This window comes from Stenotrophomonas sp. Steno-Z10-BAI (genome assembly GCF_056393115.1).
The window spans coordinates 92,783-118,823 of the sequence record NZ_JBWJOZ010000008.1 but is presented as its reverse complement, the minus strand read 5'-3'; the positions used below and the strand labels follow the sequence as shown (position 1 = coordinate 118,823).

18 protein-coding genes are annotated in these 26,041 nt (G+C 67.2%); 7 read left to right on the top strand and 11 right to left on the bottom strand.

The genetic code is table 11. The features are described 5' to 3' along the window. Positions 1–26: 26 nt before the first annotated feature. The 8 genes from kduI to AC06E9_RS17375 form a co-directional block, all read right to left on the bottom strand. Complete coding sequence (gene kduI, locus AC06E9_RS17410) at positions 27–875, bottom strand: 5-dehydro-4-deoxy-D-glucuronate isomerase (RefSeq protein WP_121043829.1); 849 nt, start codon at positions 873–875, stop codon at positions 27–29. A 217-nt stretch (positions 876–1,092) separates the two neighbouring features. Next, positions 1,093–2,151, bottom strand: a complete 1,059-nt coding sequence (locus AC06E9_RS17405; RefSeq protein ID WP_121044030.1) for a LacI family DNA-binding transcriptional regulator — start codon at positions 2,149–2,151, stop codon at positions 1,093–1,095. Between the two features lie 43 nt (positions 2,152–2,194). Next, on the bottom strand, positions 2,195–3,775 hold the full coding sequence (locus AC06E9_RS17400) for a family 43 glycosylhydrolase (RefSeq protein ID WP_121043826.1): 1,581 nt from the start codon (positions 3,773–3,775) through the stop codon (positions 2,195–2,197). 38 nt (positions 3,776–3,813) lie between these two features. Beyond that, positions 3,814–4,971: a pectate lyase gene (gene pelA, locus AC06E9_RS17395; RefSeq protein WP_478056506.1), complete on the bottom strand. Its 1,158-nt coding sequence runs from the start codon at positions 4,969–4,971 to the stop codon at positions 3,814–3,816. Continuing rightward, a complete protein-coding gene (locus AC06E9_RS17390) occupies positions 4,944–6,227 on the bottom strand; it encodes a TRAP transporter large permease (protein ID WP_121043820.1) in 1,284 nt (427 codons plus the stop codon). The genes pelA and AC06E9_RS17390 overlap by 28 nt, the downstream gene beginning before the upstream one ends. 3 nt (positions 6,228–6,230) lie before the next feature. Next, the gene (locus AC06E9_RS17385) at positions 6,231–6,761 is read right to left on the bottom strand and encodes a TRAP transporter small permease (protein WP_121043817.1); all 531 of its coding nucleotides are present in this window, start codon (positions 6,759–6,761) and stop codon (positions 6,231–6,233) included. Positions 6,762–6,773: 12 nt separating this feature from the next. Beyond that, positions 6,774–7,778 carry a TRAP transporter substrate-binding protein gene (locus AC06E9_RS17380; protein ID WP_121043814.1) on the bottom strand — a complete coding sequence of 335 codons (1,005 nt, stop codon included), beginning with the start codon at positions 7,776–7,778 and terminating at the stop codon, positions 6,774–6,776. 37 nt (positions 7,779–7,815) lie between these two features. Beyond that, positions 7,816–8,637 carry a 2-keto-4-pentenoate hydratase gene (locus AC06E9_RS17375; RefSeq protein ID WP_121043811.1) on the bottom strand — a complete coding sequence of 274 codons (822 nt, stop codon included), beginning with the start codon at positions 8,635–8,637 and terminating at the stop codon, positions 7,816–7,818. A 174-nt stretch (positions 8,638–8,811) separates the two neighbouring features. On the opposite strand from AC06E9_RS17375, the gene AC06E9_RS17370 reads away from it, so the two are divergent. The 5 genes from AC06E9_RS17370 to AC06E9_RS17350 all read left to right on the top strand — a co-directional run bounded on the left by AC06E9_RS17370 (position 8,812) and on the right by AC06E9_RS17350 (position 13,886). Further along, entirely contained in the window at positions 8,812–9,780 is a 969-nt protein-coding gene (locus AC06E9_RS17370) for an alpha/beta hydrolase (RefSeq protein WP_121044027.1), read from the top strand. After that, on the top strand, positions 9,773–11,395 hold the full coding sequence (locus AC06E9_RS17365; RefSeq protein ID WP_121043808.1) for a carboxylesterase/lipase family protein: 1,623 nt from the start codon (positions 9,773–9,775) through the stop codon (positions 11,393–11,395). The genes AC06E9_RS17370 and AC06E9_RS17365 overlap by 8 nt, the downstream gene beginning before the upstream one ends. Beyond that, on the top strand, positions 11,395–12,258 hold the full coding sequence (locus AC06E9_RS17360; RefSeq protein WP_478050137.1) for a rhamnogalacturonan acetylesterase: 864 nt from the start codon (positions 11,395–11,397) through the stop codon (positions 12,256–12,258). The genes AC06E9_RS17365 and AC06E9_RS17360 overlap by 1 nt, the downstream gene beginning before the upstream one ends. A gap of 116 nt (positions 12,259–12,374) precedes the next feature. Beyond that, complete coding sequence (locus tag AC06E9_RS17355) at positions 12,375–12,965, top strand: cysteine dioxygenase family protein (RefSeq protein WP_478056505.1); 591 nt, start codon at positions 12,375–12,377, stop codon at positions 12,963–12,965. Positions 12,966–13,046: 81 nt separating this feature from the next. Next, a complete protein-coding gene (locus tag AC06E9_RS17350) occupies positions 13,047–13,886 on the top strand; it encodes a PhzF family phenazine biosynthesis protein (RefSeq protein ID WP_478050136.1) in 840 nt (279 codons plus the stop codon). 45 nt (positions 13,887–13,931) lie between these two features. Here AC06E9_RS17350 and AC06E9_RS17345 read toward each other — a convergent pair whose 3' ends face one another. The 3 genes from AC06E9_RS17345 to AC06E9_RS17335 form a co-directional block, all read right to left on the bottom strand. Beyond that, positions 13,932–17,750 (bottom strand): LamG-like jellyroll fold domain-containing protein, encoded by a 3,819-nt coding sequence (locus tag AC06E9_RS17345; protein ID WP_478056504.1) that lies wholly within the window; start codon positions 17,748–17,750, stop codon positions 13,932–13,934. 151 nt (positions 17,751–17,901) lie between these two features. Then, complete coding sequence (locus AC06E9_RS17340) at positions 17,902–21,081, bottom strand: TonB-dependent receptor (RefSeq protein WP_478056503.1); 3,180 nt, start codon at positions 21,079–21,081, stop codon at positions 17,902–17,904. A 262-nt stretch (positions 21,082–21,343) separates the two neighbouring features. After that, on the bottom strand, positions 21,344–24,118 hold the full coding sequence (locus AC06E9_RS17335; protein WP_478056501.1) for a TonB-dependent receptor: 2,775 nt from the start codon (positions 24,116–24,118) through the stop codon (positions 21,344–21,346). Between the two features lie 271 nt (positions 24,119–24,389). Here AC06E9_RS17335 and AC06E9_RS17330 point away from each other — a divergent pair, with 271 nt between their 5' ends. Together AC06E9_RS17330 and eda are read left to right on the top strand one after the other, a co-directional pair. After that, positions 24,390–25,406 carry a sugar kinase gene (locus AC06E9_RS17330; protein ID WP_478056500.1) on the top strand — a complete coding sequence of 339 codons (1,017 nt, stop codon included), beginning with the start codon at positions 24,390–24,392 and terminating at the stop codon, positions 25,404–25,406. After that, positions 25,393–26,031, top strand: a complete 639-nt coding sequence (eda, locus tag AC06E9_RS17325) for a bifunctional 4-hydroxy-2-oxoglutarate aldolase/2-dehydro-3-deoxy-phosphogluconate aldolase (protein WP_088435287.1) — start codon at positions 25,393–25,395, stop codon at positions 26,029–26,031. Before AC06E9_RS17330 ends, eda begins: the two co-directional genes overlap by 14 nt. The last annotated feature ends 10 nt before the right edge of the window (positions 26,032–26,041 follow it).

Here is a 26,041-nt window from a genome sequence, read left to right as displayed (position 1 = left end):
GGCGCGATGCCGGCGGCGCGTCGGGGTCACTTGAGCTGGCAGATGTCCAGCACGTGCATGTCGGTGTAATCCAGGTTCTCACCGCCCATCGCCCAGATGAAGGCGTAGTTGCTGGTGCCGGCGCCCATGTGGATCGACCACGGCGGCGACACGACGGCTTCGTTGTTCTGGATGACGATGTGGCGCTGCGCGTCCGGCTCGCCCATGAAGTGGTACACGCGGTCGTTCTGGCCCAGATCGAAGTAGAAATAGACCTCGCTGCGGCGGTCGTGAAGGTGCGGCGGCATGGTGTTCCAGACGCTGCCCGGCTTGAGCACGGTCAGGCCCAGCAGCAGCTGCGAGGACTGGCAGGTGGCCGGCACGATGTACTGGTAGATGGTGCGCTCGTTGCTGGTTTCCAGCGCGCCACGGTCCAGGGCCACGGCATCCTTGATCGACAGCGCCTTGGTCTCGAAGCGCGCATGCGCCGGGGTCGAGGCCAGGTAGAACTGGGCCGGAGTGGCGGCGTCATCGGACGCGAACACCACCTCGGTGCTGCCCATGGCCACGTACAGGCCATCCTTCGGCCCGAGCTTGAACACGGTGCCATCGACAGTGACGGTGCCGCTGCCGGCGCCGACGTTGATCACGCCCAGCTCGCGGCGCTCCAGGAAGGCATGGCCGGCGGCCGAGGCCGGTTCGGTCTGCTTGGGCAGCGAGACCGGGCCGTTGACCGGGGCCGCACCGCCGAGGACGAAGCGCTCGTAGTGGGTGTACTTCAGGGTCACCGCATCGGCGTTGAACAGACCGTCGAGCAGGTACAGATCGCGCAGGTCGTCATTGCTGGCGCCCTTGATGGCGTCGGGATGGGTGGCGTAATGGGTCTTGCAGTACATGGCGTCTCCAGAGCAGGGGTGGGGCGATGCGTCGGCCCCGGCACGATTCCAGGTGATTGTAGCCAGTTGGTAAACCGGTGTCATTTTGCAGCGCAGGATAGGCCGGGTGGCCCGCGGACGGGGTCGGGACAGAAGGCGACACGACAGAACAGGGGGGACGACAGAAGAAGCGTCACGACCAACGGTCGTGACCTACCGAGGGTTGACGCCTTGGGCGTCAATCCTCGGGGGGCTGGCAGGAGTCGCGCACGATCAGGTGCGGGCGGACGCTGGCGTGCTGCATCACGGCTTGGCCGTCGGGCTGGATCAGCATCGCCGCCGCTGTGCGGCCGGTGTCGCGGGTATGCCGGCGCACCGAGGTCAGCGACGGCCACAGGCGCGAGGCCAGCGGGCTGTCGTCGTAGCCGATGATCGAGAGCTGGCGCGGGATGTTGATGCCCGCACGCAGCGCGACCTTGTAGATACCGGCGGCCATTTCATCGTTGCCGGTGAAGATGGCGGTCGGGCGCTGCTTGCCCAGCAGCAGCTTCTCGGCCGCGGCCACACCGGATTCGAAGGTGTAACCGGCCTCCACGATGCGTGCCGGGGGAAGCTCGATGCCGCGCTTGGCGAGGGCATCGATGAAGCCGGCGGTGCGTTCGTGCGCCGAGCGGTAGGCACTCGGGCCGGTCACCAGGGCGATGTCGCGGTGGCCCAGCGAGAGCAGGTAATCGGCCGCTTCGGCGGCACCGTCGCGGTCGTGGGTGACCACCATCTGCGAGGTATCATCCAGCGGCAGCGAGGCGATCCGGGTGAAGCGGCAGCCGATTTCATCGAGCATGTCCACCAGCGCCTGGTCTTCGGAGGCACGTGGCACCAGGATCACGCCGTGCAGCTTCTGCTGCTGCACGAAGCGGCGCACACCGTCGATGTAGCCGGGGCTGCGCGAATCGCAGGGGTGCACGACCAGCTCGAAGCTGGAGCCGCGCAGCGCATCCAGCGCGCCGTACTGCATGTCCACGATGTACTGGGCGGTCGGGTTGTCGTACACCATGCCGATCAGGAACGAGCGCCGGAAGGCCAGCCCGCGGGCCAGCGGATCGGGCGTGTAACCGACCTCGCGCATCAGTGCTTCAACCTTCTCGCGCGTGTCCTTACGCACCAGCGGTGAGTTGTTGATGATGCGCGAAACGGTCTTCTTCGATACCCCGGACAGACGCGCGATGTCGTTGATCGTGGCGGCCTTGCCTTTGGTCAATCCGTGCGGCGACGGATCGGTTTTGCTGCGCAATGACATGTCGTTCAAACCGGGGATGAGTCAAGGGATTCTAGCGGGGAGCTCAATCGAGGGCGCGGTAGCGGAAATTCCGGAACTGGACCTTGCCGTCGCCAGCAGCATAGATCGCCGGCTTCAGGGCCAGGAACTTGCCTGCCACATTGTGATGGTAGCCGGAGACTTCCATCTGAACCGGGTACTTCTGCCAGGTTTTACCATCCGTGCTGGAGTGGATGGTGACGATATGGCGGTTGTTGGTCACCCGCAGCCACAGCGTGCCGCCGGTGGCGCTGGGGGTCAGCCGGGTGGGGCGCTCCTCGCCGTAGCGGTGCATGATGAACTTCTCGCCGTTGCTGCCCACGCCCACATACAGGCGGTCGCTGTAGTAGAGCAGGGCACCGCCCACCGCGCCCGGGGCGATCTCCATCTCGACCTCGAACTGGTAGGCCTTGTCGCCGGCGATGGCGGTCAGCGGCGAGCTGTCGCGCGGGGTGCTGCCCTTGCCCTGCAGCACCATGCCCTTGCCGGTGAAGGCCAAACGCTTGTACTCGTCCTGGGCCGGGTTGAAGAACGACCACTGCGCACCGAGCGTGCTGCCGCGGAAATCGTCGGACAAGGCCATGCCGTGCTGGCCGACCGAGGTGCCCGACGGTTTGGCGAGCGGCTGGCCGAGGTCACCGCCCTTGGCCACGAACCAGCCATCGGCGGTCCATTCGATCGGCTCCAGCAGCGCCTGGCGGCCCAGCGTCCAGTACCCGTTCTCGTAGCCGTGATACATCATCCACCAGCGCCCGTCGGTGCCTTCAATGACCGTGGCATGGCCGCGCGACCACCACGGCTCGGCGGCCGACCGGGTGCGCATGATCGGGTTGTTCGGCGCATTCACCCACGGGCCGTGGATCGAGCGCGAGCGCGCGGTGATCACCATGTGCCCGGTCGGCGGGCCGGCGGTGCCGCCCACAGCAGTGGTCATGTAGTACCAACCATCGCGGAAATTGATCTTCGGGCCTTCCTGCGCATAGGCCTCCACGTCCCAGCTTTCCGGGTATTTCCAGCCGTCGTAGACGTGCTTGGGCGTGCCGACCACGCTCAGGCCGTCATCGGCCAGCTGCACGTAGTCGCCACCGCTGAGGAACAGATAGCGCTTGCCGTCTTCGCCCACCGCATGGCCGGGATCGATGTAGCCGCCCAGGCCGATGTCGATCGGCTCGCTCCACGGGCCGTTGATGCTGTCGGCCCAGACCACGAAGTTGCTGCGGGTTTCGCCGGTGCGGGCCGGGAAATAGATGTAATAGCGGCTGCCGTGCTTGACGATGTCCGGGGCCCAGATCGCACCTACGTTCCTGGTGATCGCGTGGCCCAGCGGCTGCCAGTTGACCAGATCGCGCGAGTGCCAGATCGGCAGGCCGGGGTAGGCATCGAACGAGGACAGCGTGAGGTAGTAATCCTCGCCATCCTTGAGCACGGAAGGATCCGGGCGATCACCGGCGAACACCGGATTGAGGAAGGTGCCGTTGCCCAGATCGGCCTGGCGCTGGTTCTCGATCCCGCGCGTCCAGTGGGTGGCCGGCTCGGCGGAGTGGCCGGCGCCTGCCAGCAGCAGGCAAGCGGTGGCGAAGCTGGCCAGGGTCTTCCTCAGGTGCATCGTCTTTCTCCCTTGAACGTATCGTGGGCCGGCTGCGCTCAGCGCGCCCCGGTCCCGGCAAGACGCTGTTGCCAGCGTGGGTACTCGGTGGTGATCAGGGCCTGCGGCCAGGTGCCGTACCAGTGATAGCCGGTGCGGCGCTCGCGCGGGATGTCGTTGAACGTGGCGACGCGTTCGCCCTCGCGGTTGGCCAGCAGCACGCCACTGTCGTGCAGGTCGTGGAAGCGCCCCCACAGCGGCGGCGCGCCCGCATCGGCGACCAGGCGGCGGTCGACCGTGGTGCGGTGGAACGCGAACTGTTCCGGCGTCGTTTCGAAGGTCTCCAGCCGCCACCCGGTCAACGCGTGGGTCTGGAACCACGCCATCGCGGCGTTGACCGAGACGACCACCTGCGGCGAAGGATCCGGGATCGACATCAGGTAGCGGACCACGCCGACACTCTCGTCGGTGACCAGCGCCGGCAGTTCGAATTTCCGCCCCTGCGCGGGCAGCAGGGTGGTGCGGTCGTACTGCCCGGCCCAGATCGTCGGCACGCCGTCCTGGCGCACCTGCAGGCGCAGCAGGCAGGCATCACCGGCGGTCACGGCCGCGTCCACGCGGGCACGTTGATCGGCGGTGATGAAGCCGAACGCCGGTTCACGCTGGATGCGCCGGAGCGTGGTCAGCACGCCGCTGGTGACGTCGTCAGCGAACGTGATGTGCCCGTGGTACGAGGTGCGCGAGGGCACCGAATGCGGCCAGCCGCCACAGCGGGGGACCTGCTCGGCGAGGATGAAATCCAGGCCGCGCACGGCCGCGTCGCGGTAGCGGGCATCGCCGCTGCGCGCGAAGGCCTCGGCCAGGTAGCTGACCTGGGTGTAGATGTTGCGGTTGTCGAAGCTGCCGCCCGGCGTGGCCTGGTCAGCCAGCACCTGTGCCTTGGCGGCATCGTCGAGGATCCGCTGCGGATCCTGGTTGACCGCCCAGCCGCCGCCATGGCGTTGCAGCGCCACCAGGGTGTCGGCGATCTGTCGGTACTGATCGGGGGCATAGCGCGGGTAGTCCGTGCCGTGCCCGCTCTGCCAATGGTTGATGCCGTCCTGGAAGCCGCGCAGCGGGATGTCCTGGCCCTGCGCCATGACGGCGCAGGGCAGGGCGATCCACAGCAGTACCGCGAGCCGCCGCACGCTTACGCGCGCAGCAGGGCGGGCAGCCACAGCGACATTTCCGGGAAGAAGGTGACGATCAACAGCACGCCCAGCGCAGCGAACCAGAACGGCCAGATCGAGCGCATGCTCTCACCGACGCTGATCTTGCCGATCGCGGTACCGATGAACAGCACCGAGCCCACCGGCGGTGTCACCAGGCCCAGGCCACCGGTCAGCACCAGCACCAGGCCGAAGTGGATCGGATCGATGCCGTAGGCCTTGGCCACCGGCAGGAAGATCGGCGTGCAGATCAGGATCATCGGCGCCAGGTCCATGAAGGTGCCCAGCAGCAACAGCATGACCACGATCATCAACAGCACCATGAACTGGCTGTGCGCGAACGACTGCAGGAAGTTGACCGCGGCCGACGGCACTTCCAGATACGCCAGCAGCCAACCGAACACGGCCGCCGTGGCGATCACGAACAGGATCACACCGGTGCTGCGCGCGGCATGGGTGACCGTGCCGAGGAACTCGCGCCAGTCCAGCTGGCGGTACAGCACGGTGGTCACCAGCAGCGCGTAGACCACGGCGATCGCCGCGCTCTCCACCGCGGTGAAGATGCCGGCACGGATACCGATGAAGATCAGCGCGACCAGGCCCAGGCCAGGCAGCGCCGAGACCAGGCGCAGCAGCACCGCACGCCAGCCCGGGAAGATCTCCACGCCGTAACCGCGGCGGCGTGCCACGAGATAGCCGGTGATCATCAGGACGACGGTCATCAGCAGCGCCGGCACGATACCGGCCGCGAACAGATCGGCGATCGACAGCCCACCACCGGCGGCGGCCGAGAACAGGATCAGGTTGTGCGACGGCGGTACCAGCAGCGCCACCAGCGCGGCGGTGATGCTGACGTTGACCGCGAAGTCGCGGTCGTAACCGCGCTTGACCATCTGCGGGATCATCGTGCCACCGACCGCCGAGACATCGGCGATGGCCGAGCCGGACACACCGCCGAAGAACAGCGAGGACAGGATCGACACTTGGCCCAGGCCACCGCGCATGCGCCCCACCAGCGAGGATGCCAGTGAGATCAGGCGCTCGGAGATGCCGCCGCGCATCATGATTTCACCGGCGAAGATGAACAAGGGAATGGCGATCAGTGAAGCCGAGCCGGTACCGGCGGAGATCTGCTGGACCAGCACCAGCGTCGGCAGATCCAGGTACCACAGGGTGGCCAGGGCGGCGGCGGCCAGCGCGAACGCGACCGGCACACCGAGCAGCAACAGCACCGCGAACACGGTGAAAAGAATCGTAATACCCATGACTCAGCGATCTCCCTCGGCAACGGCATCGGCCGGCCGTACAGCCAGCGCCATCTGGTTCGCGGCGAAGATCGCCATCAAGGCGCCACCGATCGACAGGGGCAGGTAGTTGATGCTCTGCGGCAGGTGGGCGCCGGCGGCCTTGATATCCAGGCCGTCCATCAGCAGCACGGCCGCCCACCAGGCGATGACCACGCCCAGCACGGCCACCACCAGCGCGGCGAACACGTCCACCGCACGGCGCAGGCCCGGGCCCATGTGGGCGGCCAGCAGGAAGAAGCCGAAGTGGCGGCGAGTATGCACGCCGGTGGCCGCACCCAGGCTCATCGCCGTGGCCAGCAGGAGCAGCGTGACCGGCTCGGTCCAGCTGGGCGAATCATTGATCACATAGCGGGCGAACACCTGCCAGCCCTGCACCACCACCAGGCCGAGCAGGGCGATGACGGCAATGTAGATCGCCACATCGGCGATCACGTTGAGCAGGCGCTGCGGCGCGGTGGGGGTGATGACGGTTTCGGAAGTCGAGTCGGACATCGCGTCGGAGCCTCAGGCGAAGTCGCGGATGCGACGGGTGAGGGCGGCCAGCTCCGGCTGCTGCAGGTAACGCTGCAGGAGCGGGTCGGCGGCCTTGCGGAAGGCCGGCATGTCGACCTCGTTGAATCTGATGCCGAAATCGGCCACGGCCTGGCGGGCGTTGTTTTCCGAGGCATCCCACTGCTCGCGCATCACCTGCACCGATTCACGTGCGGTCTCGATCACCAGGGTGCGGTCGGCCGGGCTCAGCGCATCGAAGCTCTGGCGCGACATCAGCAGCACGTCCGGTGCGTAGGAGTGATCGCTCTGCGACCAGTAGTGCGCGGCCTCGAAATGACGGCTGGAGTGGAAGCTGCGCATGTTGTTTTCCGCACCGTCGATCATGTGCGTTTCCATGCCCGAGAAGGTGTCGCCCAGCGACATCGGGGTCGGGTTGGCACCGAGCAGGCGCATCAGCTGGATGAAGATGTCCGAGGAGGCCACGCGCAGCTTGAGGCCGTGCAGGTCCTTGGGCTCCACGATGGGGTGCTTGGTGTTGTAGAAGCAGCGCGCACCGGAATCGTAGATGGCCAGGCCGACCAGATCGCGCGTTTCAAAGCCCTGCAGGACCGTATCGGCGACGCCGCCATCGAGCGCGCGGCGCATGTGCGCCACCGACTCGAACACATACGGCAGGCACAGGCCCTGGGTCAGCGGAAACGCGTTGTTGAGCGCGCCGGAGTAGACGCGGGTGATATCGATGGCGCCGAAGCGGGCCATGTCGATCGCCTCGGACTCACGGCCGAGCTGGCCGGAGTGGTACTGGCGCAGCCGCAGCCGGCCGCCGGTTTTTTCTTCCAGCGTCTTCCCGATCCATTTCACCGCGGTGACGGTGGGGTAATCGGCGACGTGGACGTCGGTGGCGGTCAACAGCTGCGCACCGGCCGGTGCGGCGTTGGATGACCGCGAACAGGCTGTCAGCGCGGGCGCGGCAAGCGCGCCCAGACTGGTAGCCAGGAAACTTCTGCGAGTGAACATCTGCGCCCTCCCAAGCGTGCTCGCCATGTCCGCGCGGTTATCCGGCGGCGATGGCCTTGCAGGTAATGTCGCCGTAGCCGACGAAACGGATCAATGCTTGCTGGCCCACGGCGATGTCGTGGATGCCGGTGGCGTTGCCACTGGCGATCAGATCGCCGGCCTTCAACGGCCGCCCACGCTGCGCCGAACGCCCCAGCGCGAACGCATAGGCGGTGCGCAGGCCACCGGGCAGCAGGGTCGCGCCACCGGTGCCGACCACCTCGCCTTCGATGCGGGTTTCCGCACGCAGGTCGGCGTCATCCAGGCGCGTCCAGTCCGCGATCTCGGTGCCCAGCACCAGGCCGTTGTTGTTGCCGAAGTCCGACACCACCACGCGCGGGCCGAGCTTGTTGATCGTCGCCAGCGGGCTGCTGGCCACTTCCACACCGATGAAAAGCCTGGCGGGCAGCGCCTCGGCCTCTTCGGGGGTCCAGTGCAGCTTGTCCGCCGGGGCGTCTTCCTGCAGCTGGATCACGTACTCGGCCTCGACCGCGCCGAACCCGCCGACGAACACCGGAATCTCGACTGTTCCACCGGTAGCATTCCAGAGCTGACGCGAGAAGATGGGGCCCAGCAGGCGATCATCGCCCGAGGCATCGCGGCGCTCGGCGGCGATGTAGCCGACCTTCCAGCCGACCACCTGGTCGTCCCACAGGCCGATGGCCTGGTCCTGTACCTGATAGGCGGTGACCAGGTCTTCCGGGATCGTTCCCGGGAAATCGGGCAGGGATTGGCCGTGTTGGCGGGCGCTGACGAAGTGCCGGGCGATCTCGCCCAACCCCTGGTCGGGCAGGTCCTGTTTGCCGTGGTCGTTGCTCAAGCGGGTCTCCCGGAAAAATTGTTGCACTGCCAATCGACAGCGGTTGGATGTGCTGTATATGGTAAACCGGTGTCATTGGCAATGTGCAGCGCATCAGAACGGCTGCCGGTCAGGCACGATGCCTGTTCCCATGCCCAAGGACGTACCCGGATGCGCCGCTTCCTCGCGTTGCCCATGCTGACTCTCCTGCTGCTGGCCGGCGGCCTGGCCCACGCGGCCGAGCGTGCCGTACCGGAAACCGAACCGGCCGCCGGCGCCCCCGATCGCATCGTGCTGTGGCCGGACGGCCAGGTGCCCGGCGAAGGCGGCCCGGCCACCGTGCCCAACGTGATCGAGCGCAGCCGCGATCCGGCGCTGACGGACCGCTACATCGACAACGTCAGTGCGCCCTACCTGGTCGTATACCGGCCGGCGCGCCCGAATGGCAGCGCCCTGCTGGTGGTGCCGGGCGGCGGCTATCAGCGCATCGTGCTCGACAAGGAAGGCACCGCGCTGGTGCCGGCGTTCGTCGAGCAGGGTGGGGTGACCCTGTTCGTGCTGCGTTACCGGCTGCCCGCCGGCCGCAGTGATCGCCAGGCCGCACTGGCCGATGCCCAGCGTGCGATGCGGGTGATCCGCGCCGATGCCGCGCGATGGCAGATTGATCCGCAGCGCATCGGGGTGATGGGTTTCTCGGCCGGCGGGCACGTTGCCGCGCGGTTGAGCAACGGCTTCGATGCACCGGCCTATCCGCATCGCGATGCCATCGATGCGCTCAGCGCGCGGCCGGATGTCGCGCTGCTGATCTACCCGGTGATCGACATGGGCACGCATGCGCATACCGGCTCGCGTACCCGTCTGCTCGGGCCGCATCCGGATGCGGCGCTGCAGCAGCAGTTTTCGATGCAGGATCAGGTCCGCGCCGATACGCCGCCGACCTTCCTGGTGCATGCGCAGGACGACAACGTGGTCTCGGTGCACAACAGCCTGGTGTATTACCAGGCGCTGCTGCGCGCCGGTGTCACCACCGAAATGCATCTGTTCCCGTTCGGCGGCCATGGCTTCGGCGTGCGCATCCCGGCCGGTTTGACCGCCGCGCAGTGGCCTGAGCTGGCGCTGCGCTGGATTCCCTCGCGCCACACGGAGCCCGCGCGCCATGACTGATTCCCCCGCCGACCTGCAGCGGCGCCGTTTCCTGCGCGACAGCGCGCGCTATGCCGTGATGCTCGGTGCGACCAGCCTGCCCCTGCTGCCCGCCTTCGCGGGCGTGCCCGGCCCGCGCCACGATGCCGCGCCGCTGGCGCGCGTGCGCAGTGGCCGCGTGCGCGGGCAGCAGGAGCAGGGCATCCACGTGTTCCGCGGCCTTCCCTACGGCGCCGATACCGCCGCCCGGCGCTTCCAGCCGGCCGTGCAGGAATCGGCCTGGCGCGGCGTGCGTGATGCGCTGGCGTACGGCAATGCCGCGCCGCAGGGCGGCAGCGAAGGGCCGGGCAGCGAAGACTGCCTCTACCTCAATGTGTGGACCCCGGCGCTGCGCGATGGCGGCAAGCGCCCGATCGTGTTCTACATCCACGGCGGCGCCTACAACAACGGCTCGGGCAGCGACCCGCTGTACGACGGCAGCGCGTTGTGCCGGCGCGGCGACGTGGTGGTGGTCACGGTCAACCATCGCCTCAATGTGTTCGGCTATCTGTACCTGGCGCAGCTGGGCGATGCGCGTTTCGCCGATTCCGGCAACGTCGGCCAGCTCGATCTGGTCCAGGCGCTGCAGTGGGTGCGCCAGCATGCGCCCGAGTTCGGCGGCGATGCGGGCAACATCACCGTGGTGGGGCAATCCGGCGGCGGCGCGAAGATCGCCACGCTGATGGCCATGCCCGCCGCGCGCGGCCTGTTCCAGCGCGCGTGGACCATGAGCGGGCAGCAGGTGACCGCGGCCGGCCCGCGTGCCGCCACCCAGCGCGCGCAGATCGCGATGCAGGCGGTGGGCGCAGCCGATGCCGACGCGTTGCGCACGATGCCGATGGAAGCGCTGCTGGCCGCCACCCGTGCGCGCGACCCTTCGCGCGTGGAGAACAGCAGTCTCTACGTCGGGCCGGTGCTCGACGGGCGTTCGTTGCCGGTGCATCCGTTCTGGCCGGAGGCGCCCGCGCAGTCCGCCGGGATTCCGATGGTGATCGGCAACACCCACGATGAAACCCGCGCTTTCCTCGGCAACGACCCGGCCAACTTCGCACTGACCTGGGAGACGCTGCCGGCCAAGCTGGAAAAAGAGCAGTACGTGGACCTGCTGCCCTCGGTGGTGATCGCCGAGTACCGCCGCCTGTATCCGCATTACACGCCTTCGGAAGTGTTCTTCGCGGCCACCACCGCCGGTCGTTCGTGGCGCGGTGCGGTGGAGGAACTGGAGGCGCGTGCGCGCCAGGGCGCACCCACCTGGGCCTATCAACTCGATTGGGGCTCGCCGCTGGACGGCGGCAAGTTTGGCGCTTTCCACACGCTGGATATCCCGCTGGTGTTCGATACCACCGATCGGCCCGGCTCGCGCACCGGTGACAGCGAAGCGGCGACCCGCGTGGCGGCCACGATGAGCGAGGCCTTGATCGCCTTCGCCCGCCATGGCGATCCAAATCACGGCGGACTGCCACGCTGGCAGACCTATTCGCTGGCCCGCCGCGAAACGATGCTGTTCGATACCCCCCCACAGCAGGCCGACGACCCGCGCGGTGGCGAGCGTCGCCTCTATCAGCAGGCCCCCTTCATTCAACGAGGTACGTTCTGATGCGGTGTACGTCCTGGCTGCTGGGCAGCGCGCTGTTCGGCCTGATGAGCGCGGCGCAGGCCGCCGTGGATCCGGCGGTGCTGGATCGCCCGGCCCCGACCCCGATCCGGGCCAGCAAGATCGTGCTGGTCGGTGATTCCACCACGGCCGTGCAGGGCGGCTGGGGCCCGGCCTTCTGCGCGCGGCACGTGACCTCGTTCCTGACCTGCACCAACCTGGCCCGTGGCGGCCGCAGTACCTACAACTACCGCGCCGAGGGCTCGTGGGCGCTGGCCGAGGCGGAGATGCGCACGCCCGGCTATGCCACCACATGGGTACTGGTCCAGTTCGGCCACAACGACCAGCCCGGCAAGCCGGGCCGCTCCACCGATCTGCAGCGCGAGTTCCCGGACAACCTGCGCCGCTATGTGCGTGAGATCCGTGCCGCCGGTGCGCAGCCGGTGCTGCTGACCCCGTTGACCCGACGCCAGTTCGCCGATGGCGTGCTGATCGATGACCTGGCCCCCTGGGCCGAGGCGGTCCGCGCCGTGGCGCGCGAGCTGGAGGTGCCCCTGGTGGACCTGCACGCGCGCAGCCGCGCGGTGGTACAGGCGCTGGGGCCGGTCGCGGCCATGCCGCTGGCGCAGGCGGCCGCCACGCCCGCCCAGGTCAGCGCAGCGCTGGAGGGCACGACTGTGGGCGCAGCGCCCGTGGCTGGCGCACCGGCCGCGCAGAACAACGCCGTCACCGAGCCCATGGGGCAGGCCAAGGTCGCGTTCGATTACACCCACCTGGGCCCGGATGGCGCGGCGCTGTTCGCCACGCTGGTCACCGAGGAACTGGCCGGGCAGGTCCCGTCGTTGCGACCGTTGCTGATTCCCTGATCGATAGGCGGACCCTTCGAATTCTTTCGAATAGATTGCTACGTCGGGGATTGTGGGTCGATTGGATGTGATTCAGGTCAAACACGCTGTTCACCGGGATCGCCTAGACTCGGGGCATGCAAGACCAATGCAACCCGTTTCCTCCGTTCCATGGCCGTGATCGATTGATCGCCGCCGTCGACCATGCCGTCCAGCACGAGCACGCGCACCAGATCGCCGCCACGCTGCGCGCGGCGTTGCGCGAGGCGATCGCCGACAGCCGCATCCAGCTGCCGGCCTGCGTGCACCACCCGATCGAGGATCACTATGCCCGCCGCGAGCTGTATCGCAGCCCGGAGCACGGCTACAGCATCGTCGCCATGAGCTGGGGGCCGGGGCAGGGCACGCCGCTGCACGACCACAGCGGGCTGTGGTGCGTGGAGGGGGTCTGGCTGGGCCAACTGGCGATCACCCAGTACCAGTTGCTGGAGCGCGACGGCGAACGCTTCCGTTTCCGCCCGGAGCAGCCCGTGCTGGGCGACTGCGGCAGTGCCGGCAGCCTGATCCCGCCGCACGAGTACCACACCATCCGCAACACCAGCGATGACGACCTGGCGATCTCGGTACACGTGTACCAGGGCGAGATGACCCGCAGCGCCGTCTTCGAACCCGAGGCCGATGACTGGTACCAGCGCCGCGTGCAGGTGATGGAAACCGACGCAGCCTAGGGTGCGACCGGGCGCAGCGCTCGACCCGACGCCGCGGTGCCGCGCATCATGCGCACTCCACCCGTTTCCCGACGTTCCGCCATGCCTACGCTGCCGTTCCAACAGGTCAATGTCTTCAGCCAGGATCCGCTGCGCGGCAATCCGCTGGCCGTGGTGCTCGATGCAGAAGGCGTGGACGACGCTCGCATGACCGCGTTCGCCCGCTGGACCAACCTGAGCGAGACCACCTTCCTGCTGCCGCCGACCGATCCGCAGGCGGATTATCGCGTGCGCATCTTCACCACGCTGGAAGAGCTGCCGTTCGCCGGGCATCCCACCCTGGGCAGCTGCCATGCGTGGCTGGCGCATGGTGGCGTGCCGAAGGGCGAGGAGATCGTGCAGGAGTGCGGGATCGGCCTGGTGCGGATACGGCGCAGCGCGTCCGGTCTGGCATTCCTGGCGCCGCCGCTGCTGCGCGGCGAGCCCTTGGCACCGGCACTGCGCGAACAGGTGCGCCGCGGTCTCGGCGTAGCCGCGGAGGACGTCGTGGACGCGCGCTGGGCAGACAACGGTACCGGCTGGCTGGCACTGCGCCTGCGTGATCGTGCGGCCGTACTTGCGGTCCAGCCGGACTATGCGCAGCTGGAGGGCGTGAAGGTGGGTGTGTTCGGGCCTTGGCTGCCCAGTGATGGAGACGAGGCCCAGTACGAGAGCCGCGCCTTCATTGCCGGCGACGGCGCGCCGGAAGACCCGGCCACGGGCAGCCTCAATGCCGGCATCGCGCGCTGGCTGCTGGCCACCGGCGAAGCACCGGATCGCTATGTGATCAGCCAGGGCACGGCGATCGGCCGTGCCGGGCGGCTGCGGGTGGAGCGGGTGGGCGATGCGTTGTGGATCGGTGGCGACTGTGTGACCTGCATCGAGGGGCAGGTCACGCTGTGAGCCAGACAGGGGCCGGGAGCCGGCAGCGCCATGCACCGCATGGCGTTACGGGTCCAGCGCCACCCCATTGTTGCGCTGGGTCACTTCGGCCGCACCGTCGGCCTGCATCACCCGTACGCGCAGGCCACCGCGATCCCCGGCCGGCAACGGCAGGCTGACAATCGTGGTCTTCGGCAGCAGGTCGCTCGGCGCCGCCAACCTCGGAATCTCGGCCCGGGCCAGCTCACGGCCCCTGGCATCTTCCAGCACTGCCACGCCCACACCGGTCGCGACATGGCCCAGGCTGTGCACGGTCACCTGCACCTGGCGCCCGTCCACGCGCACATCGCCGCGCCCGATGCCGAGGTCGGGCCGCTGTTCGACCGGGGTGCCAGCCTGCACCAGCTCGAACTCGAACACCTGGCTCTGGCCCGGCACGAACCGCAGCGTGGTCGAGGCACTGCGTTCCAGGGTGAGATCACGCGTGGTGGCCTTGCCGTCGATGGTGTCATCGCCGTTGCGGTCCACGCCGCTGGTCATCCGCCATTGCCCGGCGGTGACGTTCCAGGTGCTCATCTCCGCCTCCACCGCGTGCTTGCCCAGGTTGTAGGCGATCACCTTGAAGCGGTCCGGCGAGGGCGCGTGCACCAGCAGCGCGACCTGCTCGGCGGCCTGCGGCTGGGCGAAGCGCCAGCTCACGGTGTGGCCCGGCCAGCTCTGGTTGCGCTTGAGCGCGATGCCGCCCAGGCGTGCACGCTGCAGGAATTCGCTTGGCGCTTCGACACGGTCGGACCACCAGTGGCCTTCGGTGTTCATGTATTCGCGCTGCGCCTTGGCCTGGATGCCGTCGGCATGCAGCGCTTCCAGATACTTCTTGTCGCCGGTGGCCTGCCACGCCATCAGGCTGGCGAAGCCGGTGCTGCCACCCTCGGCATCGCTGATGAAGCGCGGGTTCCATTCGGCGCCGCGGCCGAGGGCCTCGACATAGTTCTCGCCCAGGTTGGACAGCGCCCCCGGCCCACCGCGCTCGACGCGGTAATCCAGCGCCTTGAGGTACTTGTCATCGCCCGTCCAGCGCCATGCCGCCCAGAAGGTATGCATGATGTCGCCGCTGCCCGAGCCGTTGTTGAGCTCACCGCCGCGGGTCTTGCCGGTTGCCCAGTTGATCTCGTTCGGCAGTGCCCAGCGGCCCTTGTCGTCGGTGTAGGCGTGGGCGAGATAGCCATCGGCCAGGCCGGTGACCAGCTTGCGGCCGGTCGGATCGGCGTTGTACTGGCCGATCAGGAACGCCGGGTGCAGCACCGGGAAGGAATACGGCTTCTGCCATTGCCAGTTCGGTTCGCGGTAGACCTTGTTGCCGCCGAACCAGTTGCTGGAGAACAGCAGATGGCCCTGCGGGTTGGGCAGGATGATGCGTTCGTCGAACGCCTTCACCGTTTCCATCAGGCGCTCGATGGTGAGCGGATCGCCCCAGTTGAGGTAGAGCATCGCGCTGTTGGTGTTGATGCCCTCCTCGTAGGAATGCAGTTCGTCGGTCTCGATGGTGCTCAGGCCGTTGCTGAACATGCCATTGCGGTACACCGCATCGGACAGCGCGGTCAGCGAGGCATTGAGCTTGTCCGGCTGCACGCCCATCAGGGCCAGCCCCGGCCACTGCTGGGTCAGGTCGGAATCGTCGGAGATGCCGCCGCCGAAATCACCGTAGGCGATCTGGCGGTTATCGATCCACCACTCGATGAAGCGACGCACGTACTTGAGATCTTCGGTCTGCCGGAACGCCCACAGCGGCACGCCGTTGGGTGCCGCGGGCTGGGTGAACGGCGGTTTGCCCTGGCTGTTGTAGCTGATGTAGTTCCAGTACAGGCGGCCGAGCTCGTGGTCCGGGTCCACCCGCAGCAGGTCGCCGAGATCGGCGTACACGCGCGCGTACAGGCGCTGGCGCTTGGAAGTGGTGTGTTCTTCGACCAGGAAGCCCCAGTTGTCGCGCACCTGGTTGAAGCGGTCGGCGATGTGTTCTTTCTTCGCCTCGTCGCGGTCCTTGTAGACCATGCGGATTTCCGCACCGTCCAGCGAGGTGGCGTTGAACCCCGGTGCGGCCGACGCGACGGAGATCCACAGGCTGTCGGCGGTCAGGATGCGATCGCGCAGGTCCAGCCACAGCGTGCGCTTCTGGCCCGGCTTGACCGAGACCGACACGTCGATCATGTCGCGCGCCGGCCACAGCGGGTCCTTGATGCGGATGTTGAGCGGGATCAGGCCGTCATGGGTCGCGGGCAGATCCAGCTTCGGCAGATCGATCGCGATGCCGTCCAGGCCGTCATGCATGTTCTCCCAGCTGTGTGCCCAGCTGCGGATCAGCGGCTGTGCGGCTGGGGCGTCGCTCACGCCGGAAGGGATCAGCACGTGCACGATCGGCATCGGCTGCGCGGGCAGCGTATCGGCCGTGCGCTTGCGTGAGCCGGCGCCCTTGGGCAGCGCCATCACCGTGCTGCGTTCGGCAGCCGGGTAACGGCCCTGGATGTACTCGCGCAGCGCCGCGATGTTGGTGTAGTCCGGCAGGGCCTGGCTGTCGATCAGGTAGCGCTGCTTGACCGTGCCCTCCGGCTCGGCGGCATCGCTGACCTGGTACGCCCAGATTTCCTGGATCGGGGTTTCCTGCGCGGTATTGCGGAAGTGCAGCACGCCGCCCGCCTGCGCAGGGATCTGGTTGACGCTGCGGACCACCCCCTGCGGGCGCTCGAACAGGGCCTGCGCTGGCTGGCCGTCCACACTGTGGCTCAACCCGCCGAAGGCGGCGCCGCGCACTTCGATGCGGTTGACGGTCTCACCGGCCGGCAGGGTCAGGTCGAGCTGCTGGCCACCCTCTACATAGGTATTCCAGTCCGGCAGCTGGAAGTAATCGTTGCGGCCCGGCAGCCGTGAACGGTTGTAGACACCCGGCCAGGTGGTTTCGGCGATGCCGTCGGTCGCCTTCCACATCCACTGCTTGTGGTCCTTGGTATCGGCGAATTCGATCTTGCGGATCGTGGTGGTCGGCGCGGTCAGCGCCGGCGGCGGCGCAGCGTCCCAGCCATGGCGATGGCGCCAGGCGCGCATCGGATCCGGTTCGGCCACTGCCGTGCGGGGCGCGGCATTGCGGGCCAGCGCGGCCATGCCGGCTGGGTCGAGCAGGCGGTCATAGACGCGGATCTCGTCGAAATCGCTGCCGCGCAGGAAGTTGTAGCGGCTCTGCACCTGGTAGGGGGCCATCACGCGCGCGGCCAGGCCGAGCTGATCGAGTGCGGCATCGTAGTCGGCGGTGGTCTCCTGGCGGGCGACCTCCCTGCCATCCACGTACAGCCGCACGCCGTGGTTCTCATCCCAGCCGAAGGCGATGTGCTGCCACTGTTGCGGCGAGGGGTTCTGGTCGAGCTTGAACGACACGCGCGTGCGCGCCAGGTTGGCATCGGTGACGAAGGCATCGAAGCCGTGGCCATTCCAGTCGATGCGCAGCCAGGCCATGTCCCAGCTGCTGTGGTCGGCATAGCCGACCCGGAAGATCACGAACGGCGCTTCACCCACCGCATAGCGCGAGCGCCAGAAGAAGCCGAGTGTGCCGCGCTGTGCCTGGATGTTGCCCGGTGCGTTCCAGGACAACACGCCATCATCCGCCCATTCGATCGCGCTGCCATGCGCGCCGTTGGGCACCCGCTTCACCTTGTCCACGAAGTTGGGGACCGGGTCACCCACAGCGGTATCGGCCTGCAGACTCTGGTCGGCCGACACGTGGAACAGCAGCTGCGGTGCGGTCTGCGCCCAGGCGGTACCACTGCCGGCGAGCAGCAGCGCCAGCAGGCTGGCGGACAGGCGGGAGGGACGGATCAAGGGGGCGACAGGGCGATGCATGGGACCTTCCTTTCGACAGCAGAAACAGTACAGCGGAACCACCAGCGGGCGTCAGCGGCTCACGGTGGCCTCCCGCCCCCGCACCGCGCCCGCCATCCCGGAGAGAAGGACAGGGACGGGCGCGATACAGGTGGCGGCAGGCGCAGCACGGTCAGAACTTGTAGCGCAGGCCGAGGTAGTACTGCCGCCCGGTATGCGTGTAGCGGTCCGGCAGCGACAACGCCGAATCGACATAGCGCTCATCGGCGGTGTCGAGCAGGTTGATCGCTTCGAAGGTCAGCGAGAGGTTCTTGTTGACCTTGTAGGACATGTTGAAATCCACGTTCTCCACGCTGTACTTGCCCTGCACATCAGCCGTGGCGAACTGGTTGCCGTCCAGGTCCCACACGTTCTCCTGCGACAGGATGGTGCTGATGTACGCGTCGCGGTAGCTGGTGGAGACGCGGGCGCTGAAGCGGCCGTCGTCGTAGTACAGCGTGGCGTTGTACGAGTTCGGCGAGAGATTCAGCAGGTCGTTCTCGGTGTAGGTGGTGACGATCGTGCTGCCGGTGCCCGAGCTGAACATGTATTTGATCTTGGATTCGACGTGCGTGTAGTTCAGCTGCACGCCGAAGTTGCGCCAGAAGCCGGGCAGGAAGCTGAAAGGCTGCTGGTAGGACACCTCATAGCCCTTGAGCGGGCCGCCCGGGGTGTTGAAGTAGCTCTGCACGTTGAACACGGTGTCCGGGCTGAAGCCGGTCGGCAGCAGATCCAGCGAGTAGCCCATGTCCGCCCAGGTGGTGAGCAGGCGGGTGCGCTGCACATAGCTCTCGATGTCCTTGTAGAACACCGCGGCCGACAGCAGCGCGCCTTCGTCGAAGTACCACTCCGCGCTCAGGTCGTAGTTGGTCGAGCGGAACGGATCGAGCTTGGGATTGCCCAGGTTGATCGAGTAGCTGCGGTCGTCATCGAAGTAGGCGGTGGGACCACCGCTGACGCTCGGCGACAGGTTGGACAGGGTCGGGCGGGCCATGGTCTTGGCCGCGCCGAAGCGCAGCACGAAGGTATCGCTCAGGTCCCAGGCCAGGTTCAACGAGGGCAGCCAGTCGTCGTACTTGTGGCCGACCCTGGTGCCGACCTGCAGGCGCTCGCCGGGATCGGCAGTGGCGCTGGCCACGCCGAAGAACGGCTCGCACGCCGAGGACAGATCATTGGCGTTGGTGGCCGTGCACGGCGCATAGCCATCGGCGGTGATGCGGGTCTGCACGTAGCGCACGCCCAGGTTGCCGCGGAACGCGCGGCCCAGCAGGTCGGTGTTGAAGTCCAACTGCAGGTAGCTGCCGTAGCTCTTCTCGTTGACGTCGAAGTTGTTGTTGGACGCCCCGAAGTGACCGACGCTGGCCAGGCGGTAATCACCGCCGAGCGTGCCGGTGTTGCAGTTGCAGTAGATGTCCAGCAGCTTGGCGATCTGGTTGAAGTCCGGCACCAGCCACGCGTTGGGCAGGTTGCCGTCCATGCCCTTGCCGAAGCCGCTCAGCGTGTTGCTCAGGTCACCCACGCCCACACCGGCCGGCAGCGCCTGCGACAGGCGGCCGTAGCTGATGTTGCGGTACTCCTGCGTGCTCATGTCGTAGTCCTTGTAGGCCAGACCGCCGCGCAGGGTGAAGGTGGGATTGATGTTGAACGTGAGGTCGACCTTGGCCGTGTCGAAGGCGTTGTCGACGTACTGCGGGTTCAGACGCACTTCGCTGATGTTGCCGCCACGCGCCGTGCCGTTGGCATTGACCGGCGTGCTGCCGTAGCCCAGCCACTTCCAGTTGTCGACCGCATTGAGATCAAACGGGAAGGACATCGCAGGCACCTTGCCGTTGCGCATGTCCAGCACGAAGCCATCGAGGTTGCTGTTGTCGAAGCTGACCATCGAGAAGACGGGCCGCTCGTAGTTGGATTCGGAGTGGCCGATCACCGCATCCAGGCGCACCGCGTCGTTGAAGCGATGTTCCAGGTTCAGGCTGAACTGCTTGAACTCGGTGCTCTCTTCGATCGCGGTGGATTCGGTGCGGAAATCCACGTTGTCGAACACGCCGTAGGTCAGGCGGTTCTGTTCATCGGCCTGTGCTTCGCGGACCACGATCTGGGTCTTGCCGCCGTACTGCGCGGTGCGGTGCAGGTTGGCGCCGATGGAATCTTCGCGCACGTTCTTGTCGAGCTTGGAATACAGCATGTCCAGGTTCAGCTGAGTGTCGTCGCTGACCTTGAACTGCAGCGCGCCGGTGACGCCCAGGCGCTCGATCTCATGTTCGGTGCGGATATAGCGCGGGTAACGCGGGATCCAGGCGTTGGTCGCGGTCTCGTAGGCGGCGATGTTCTCGGCCGTCGCCGCGGGGCGGTCCAGGCCGGGGCCGCAGTGGGTGGCATCGATGCCGTAGCTGCCCCAGCCGTTGCTGCGCGCCTGGTTGGCGGCGCTGCCGACACCGGCGGCGGTCTCGTTGGCCAGCGGATTGCGCGGGGTCTGCGGGTCGTAGCCGGCCGGGCTGCAGAAGCCGTAGGTGCCGTTGTTGGCCGCGGTGCTCTGGTTGGAGTTGCGGTAGTTGCCGTGCTCCCAGCGGACCGGGTTGTAGCCTTCCTCGAAGATGGTGCGCTTGCTGTAGGCCACCGACATCAGCGCGCCGACGCGGCCGTCGGCCCAGGTGTTGCTGATCAGCCCGGAGATGCGCGGGTCTTTATTCTTGGACAACTCGTTGTAGCCGTACTGGCCACCGAGCGATGCCTGGAAGCCCTCGAAGTCGAACGGGCGCGAACCGCGAAGATCGACCGTGGCACCCAGCGAGCCCTCGTCGGTCTGCGCCGACTGGGTCTTGTTGATCTTGACCCGGCTGAAGAGTTCAGAGGCGAAGGTATTGAAGTCGAAGCCGCGGCTGCGGTTGACGCCGGTGGTGCCGCTGCCGGCGGTGGACAGCGCTTCCAGACCGTTGATGCGCACGCGGGTGAAATCCGAGCCCAGGCCGCGCACGGAGATCTGCTGGCCTTCGCCACCTTCGCGATCGATCGAGACGCCGGCGATGCGCTGCATCAACTCGGCCAGGTTCAGATCGGGGAACTTGCCGATGTCTTCGGCGTAGATCGCATCGACCTGCTCGACGCTGTAGCGCTTTTCATCCAGGGACTGCTGCAGGCTTTCGCGGTACGTCGCTTTGACCTCCACTTTGTCCAGATCCACTGCATTGAGCGAGGCGGCCGCTTCGGGCGTCTGCTGTGCCGCGGCGATGCCGGCCACGCTCTGCAGCGCGAACGCGATTGAGACTGCAAGCAAGGTAACCGGTGTCTTTTTACGGGTGTCGAGTCGATCCATCGTGTGTAACCCCCTCCCAGGGTGCGCCGCCATGCGACTTTGATGTTGATGAGTCATGACGTCCGGCCTCCCCCGGAGCGTCTGTCGCGCATTGCCGCGTGACACCGCTGGTCATCCGAAACGTAACAAACCCTTCACGGGGCGGCATCTTGCGCCGCAGCAGCGTGCGTGTGCTGGCGAGGGTCGAGGGATGGCAACGATGGCGGCGTGCGCGCAGCCGGCGGCGTGATCGCTCACGCCGCCGGTGGGTACGGCCGTTGAATCAGAACTTGTAGCGCACGCCGAGCAGGAACTGGCGGCCGGTTTCGGTGTACTGCAGCGGCAGGCGACCGGTGGCCGGCGAGTAGACCCACTCGTCGGAGGCTTCGTTGGTCAGGTTGATGCCTTCCAGGCTCAGTTCGAGCTGGTCGCTGATCGTGTAGCGGATCGAGGCATCGAGGACCGTGGTGCCGGTCATGCCGTGATAACCATCGAGGTTGAAGCCGGTTTCCGTACCCGGTGCCTGGGTCAGGTAGTCATCGCGGTTGGTCGCCGAGACACGGCCGGAGAAGACCTTGCCTTCGTAGAACAATGTGGCGTTCCAGGAGGACTTGGACAGACCGGTCAGGTCGGTCTTCATCACCGGCTGGCCCGCGGCGTTGAGGTACTGGATCTGCGATTCCACCCAGGTGTAGTTCAACTGCACGCCGAGGTTGGACCACTTGCCCGGCAGGAAGGTGAACGGCTGGGTGTAGTTGGCTTCCACGCCGTGCAGTTCACCACCCGGGGTGTTGACCGGCCGGCTGTAGGTGAAGTCATCCGTGGGCGAGGCGCCGGTGCCGATCAGCAGCGAGGCAGGCAGGCCGCTGTCAGAGTACGGACGCACTTCGCGGGTGGTCTGCACGAAGCTCTCGATGTCCTTGTAGAACAGACCGATGCCGGCCATCGCGCCTTCGGCGAAGTACCACTCGAAGCCGAGGTCGACGTTGGTCGCGCGGATCGGCTCCAGGTCCGGGTTGCCGCTGGAGACGGTGCGTGCACCACCGGCCACGGCCACCGTTGCGCCAGGCGTCAGGCTGCCCAGGCCCGGGCGGCTCATCACTTTGGCCGCGCCGAGGCGGATCAGGAAGTCCGGGCTGACTTCGGCCACCAGGTTGAACGAGGGCAGGGTGTCGTTGTAGGTGCGGTTTTCGGTAGTGGCGACCGTACCGGTGGCCAGCGTGGACAGGCCGGTGGAGCTCTGCTTGGTGCGCACGTAGCGCACGCCCACGTTACCCGACAGCGGCAGGCTGCCCAGTTCGGTGGAGAACTCGCCCATCAGGTAGGCACCGCGGTCCTTCTCTTCGACGCTGCGCACGTTGTTGGCACGCGGGGCGACGGCGAAGATGCCGCTGTTGCTGTAGATGTCGAACTGATCGGCGATGGCGTTCAGATCCGGCACCACCCAGTTGGACGGGCTGCCGTTGATACCCTTCAGGCCGGCCTGCGCGGTCATGTCCACCGGCACGATCTTGGTGCCATCGGCGAAGTTGGGCACGGCCAGCTCGCTGGCGCGGCGCAGTTCGGTGGTCTTGAAGGTGTAGTCCTTGGCCAGCACGCCACCCTTCAGGCGGAAGCCGGGGCTGATGTTCCAGTTGAAATCCAGCTGGCCGGTATCAAAGTCGTTGTCCACGTACTGCGGACGCAGGCGGATCTCGGCCAGTTCCCAGCCGGCCGGGTTGGTCGGGTCGATACCGTAGTTCAGCGTCGGGAACCGGCTGTTGCCCCGGTAGTCGTAGCTGTAGTTGTCGACGTCGTACTTGTCCATGATGACCGTGGTCTGCACCGGGTTCTCGTGCTTGGAGCGCGAGATGCCGATCTTTCCGGACAGGGTGAAGTCGTCACCGAAGCGGTGCTGGCCGTTGAGGCTGAGCTGCTTGAACTCGGTGCTCCACTCGTCGTGACGGTTCTCCGAGCGGATGTCGACGTTGTCGAACTCGCCGTAGACCAGGGCGTTGTTTTCGATCACGCCGTTCTTGACGATCATCGACGGCTTGCCGTCGCGGTCGGGGCGACGCAGCGCGCCGGTGGCCGAATCGCGGTTGCGGCTGAAGGAAATCGCCTCGATGTAATGTTCATCGCGGGTGGCGTCGATCTTGGAGTAGAGCGCATCCAGCGAGAACTCGGTGGCGTCGCTCGGCTTCCACTGCAGGGTACCTGTCACGCCCAGGCGCTTCTGCTCATGTTCCATCTGCACATAGCGCGGGAAGCGCGGGTGGTAGACATCGGCCGAACGCGCCGCGGCGAACGGCGAGGTGGCGCTGAAGCCGCCGTTGCTGGGGCCATTGGCCCAGCGGCCGGTGTTGGAGCCTTCCTCCAGCGCCTGGCGCTCGGAATAGGCCACCGACAACAACGCACCGAAGGTGCCATCGGCAAAGGTGTTGGAGATCAGCGCGGCCATGCGCGGGTCGGCCTTTTCGGCCATCGCGTTGTAGCCGGCCTGGCCGCTGGCGGCGAAGGTGAAGCCGTCATAGTCGAACGGGCGCGCGGTGCGCAGGTCGACCGTGGCCCCGAGCGAGCCTTCCTCGACATCGGCCGAGGCGGTCTTGCGCACCAGCAGCTGCGAGAACAGGTCGGAGGCGAACACGTTGAAATCGAAGCCACGGCCGCGGTTGGTGCCGCCGCTCTGGTCACCGGCGCCGACGGTGGTCAGCGCTTCCATGCCGTTGATGCGCACGCGGGTGAAGTCCGGGCCCAGGCCACGCACCGAGATGTTGCGGCCTTCGCCGGCCTCGCGGGTGATGACCACGCCGGGGATGCGCTGCAGCGATTCGGCCAGGTTCAGATCCGGGAACTTGCCGATATCCTCGGCCACGATGGCATCGACCACGCCGGCTTCGCCGCGCTTGATGTCCAGCGCCTTCTCGACACTGGCGCGGTAGCCGGTGACGGTGACGGTATCCAGGTCGGTGGGGTTGGTGCCCGCATCCTGGGCCAGCGCGGTACCACTCAGCGCCAGGCCGATCGACAATGCCAGCAAGGTAACCGGTGTCTTTTTCTGCGTGTTCTGGACTTGCATGTTTTCCCTCTCCCAAGGTGCTACATGAAACAGCTATCCAACGACATGTCAGTGCAATGACACCGCTGGTCAGGGCGGACGTTAACAGCCCGTTACTGATCCGGCATCTTGCACCGCAGCAGACCTTGAATGTCCCGCAGACGCTTGCAGGACAATGGTTCCGACATTCGGGACAGGTGGACGGGGCGGCGTCCATCGCTAGAATGACACCGCTAGCCATTGCTGCGGGGCGTCCTTGCGGCGTCCGCAGCCCTCACAAGGATCCAGGACCATGAGTCGTGTTGTCTGTTTCGGAGAGTTGTTGCTGCGCATGAGCGCACCCGGCCGCGAGCTGCTGCTGCAGCGCGGCCAGCTGGCGGTCCACGCCGGGGGCGCGGAGGCCAACGTCGGTGTCTCGCTGGCCCATCTTGGGCATGCGGCGGCGGCGGTCAGCACGGTGCCGGCGAACCCGTTGGGCGAGTTCGCGCTGGGCGAGCTGCGCCGGCATGGCGTGGACACCAGCGCCGTGCGCCGCACCGACGGCCGCATGGGCCTGTACTTCCTGACCACCGGCGCCGTGCAGCGCGCCAGCGAAGTGGTCTACGACCGTGCCGATTCGGCCTTCGCCAACAGCAGCGCCGCCGATTACGACTGGGACACGCTGCTGGCCGGCGCCGACTGGCTGCACCTGTCCGGGGTCAGCCCGGCGCTCAACCCGGCCATGGCCCAGGCCACGCTGGCCGCGGCCCGTGCGGCTTGCGCGCGGGGCGTGAAGGTGTCCTTCGATGGCAACTTCCGCCCGTCGCTGTGGGCGCGCTGGCAGGGCGATGCGCCCGGCATCCTGCGCGAGCTGTTCGCCTGCGCCGATCTCGTCTTCGCCGACTACCGCGATATCGGCGTGGTGCTCGGCGCGGAGTTCGAGCAGGCCGATGTGCGTGAGCGCGTCGACGCGGCCGCGGCGCAGGCCTTCGCCGCGTTCCCGCGGTTGCAGTGGATGGCCTGCACGCAGCGCACGCCGCACAGCGTGGACAACCACGCACTCGGGGCGATGCTGATCGGCCGCGACGGCGCCCGCGCGGTGGCGCCGACCCGCGAGATGATCGGCATCGTGGACCGCATCGGCGGTGGCGATGCCTTCGCCGCCGGCATCCTGCATGGCATGATGCGCGGCTTCGCGCCGGACGCGATCGTGCGTTTCGGCCTCGCCGCAGGCTGCCTGAAGCACTCGATCCCCGGCGACTTCAACCCTGTCAGCGAGGCTGACATCATGGCCCTCACGGGCGAGGAGCGATTCGATGTCCGGCGCTGATCCGCGCGTACGCGCAGTCCTGAAACTGGCCCCGGTGATTCCGGTGTTCACCCCGGAAAACGTCGACGATGCCGTCGAGGTCGCACGCGCACTGTTCAACGGCGGCCTGCCGGTGATCGAAGTGACGCTGCGCACGCCGATGGCGATGGACGCGATCCAGGCGATGGTGGAGGCGGTGCCCGATGCCGTGGTCGGCGCCGGCACCGTGCTGACCGCCGCGCAGATGGAGAAGGTCAAGCAGGTGGGCGGGCGCTTCGCGGTGTCGCCGGGCGCGACCCCGCGCCTGTACGCCGCCGCCCGCGATACCGATCTGCCGTTCCTGCCGGGCGTGGCGACCTCGTCGGAGCTGATGCTCGGCCTGGAGCACGGCCTGGATACCTTCAAGTTCTTCCCGGCCGTGCAGGCCGGCGGCGCGGCCATGCTGTCGGCATGGAACGGCCCCTTCGGCGATGTGCGCTTCTGCCCGACCGGCGGCATCAGCGCGCAGACCGCACGCGATTTCCTGCACCTGCCCAACGTGCTGTGCGTGGGCGGGTCCTGGCTGACCACCCGGGCGCTGTTGCAGGCCAGGGACTGGGCCGGCATCGAGCAGCTGGCGCGCGATTCGGCCGCGCTGGTCGGCTGAGCCCACACGG

Bases quoted from the DNA above. Each gene is read 5' to 3' on its own strand.
- kduI (WP_121043829.1), bottom strand. From the start codon at position 875: ATGTACTGCAAGACCCATTACGCCACCCATCCCGACGCCATCAAGGGC.
- AC06E9_RS17405 (WP_121044030.1), bottom strand. From the start codon at position 2,151: ATGTCATTGCGCAGCAAAACCGATCCGTCGCCGCACGGATTGACCAAA.
- AC06E9_RS17400 (WP_121043826.1), bottom strand. From the start codon at position 3,775: ATGCACCTGAGGAAGACCCTGGCCAGCTTCGCCACCGCTTGCCTGCTG.
- AC06E9_RS17390 (WP_121043820.1), bottom strand. From the start codon at position 6,227: ATGGGTATTACGATTCTTTTCACCGTGTTCGCGGTGCTGTTGCTGCTC.
- AC06E9_RS17385 (WP_121043817.1), bottom strand. From the start codon at position 6,761: ATGTCCGACTCGACTTCCGAAACCGTCATCACCCCCACCGCGCCGCAG.
- AC06E9_RS17380 (WP_121043814.1), bottom strand. From the start codon at position 7,778: ATGTTCACTCGCAGAAGTTTCCTGGCTACCAGTCTGGGCGCGCTTGCC.
- AC06E9_RS17370 (WP_121044027.1), top strand. From the start codon at position 8,812: ATGCTGACTCTCCTGCTGCTGGCCGGCGGCCTGGCCCACGCGGCCGAG.
- AC06E9_RS17365 (WP_121043808.1), top strand. From the start codon at position 9,773: ATGACTGATTCCCCCGCCGACCTGCAGCGGCGCCGTTTCCTGCGCGAC.
- AC06E9_RS17360 (WP_478050137.1), top strand. From the start codon at position 11,395: ATGCGGTGTACGTCCTGGCTGCTGGGCAGCGCGCTGTTCGGCCTGATG.
- AC06E9_RS17355 (WP_478056505.1), top strand. From the start codon at position 12,375: ATGCAAGACCAATGCAACCCGTTTCCTCCGTTCCATGGCCGTGATCGA.
- AC06E9_RS17350 (WP_478050136.1), top strand. From the start codon at position 13,047: ATGCCTACGCTGCCGTTCCAACAGGTCAATGTCTTCAGCCAGGATCCG.
- AC06E9_RS17345 (WP_478056504.1), bottom strand. From the start codon at position 17,750: ATGCATCGCCCTGTCGCCCCCTTGATCCGTCCCTCCCGCCTGTCCGCC.
- AC06E9_RS17340 (WP_478056503.1), bottom strand. From the start codon at position 21,081: ATGGATCGACTCGACACCCGTAAAAAGACACCGGTTACCTTGCTTGCA.
- AC06E9_RS17335 (WP_478056501.1), bottom strand. From the start codon at position 24,118: ATGCAAGTCCAGAACACGCAGAAAAAGACACCGGTTACCTTGCTGGCA.
- AC06E9_RS17330 (WP_478056500.1), top strand. From the start codon at position 24,390: ATGAGTCGTGTTGTCTGTTTCGGAGAGTTGTTGCTGCGCATGAGCGCA.
- eda (WP_088435287.1), top strand. From the start codon at position 25,393: ATGTCCGGCGCTGATCCGCGCGTACGCGCAGTCCTGAAACTGGCCCCG.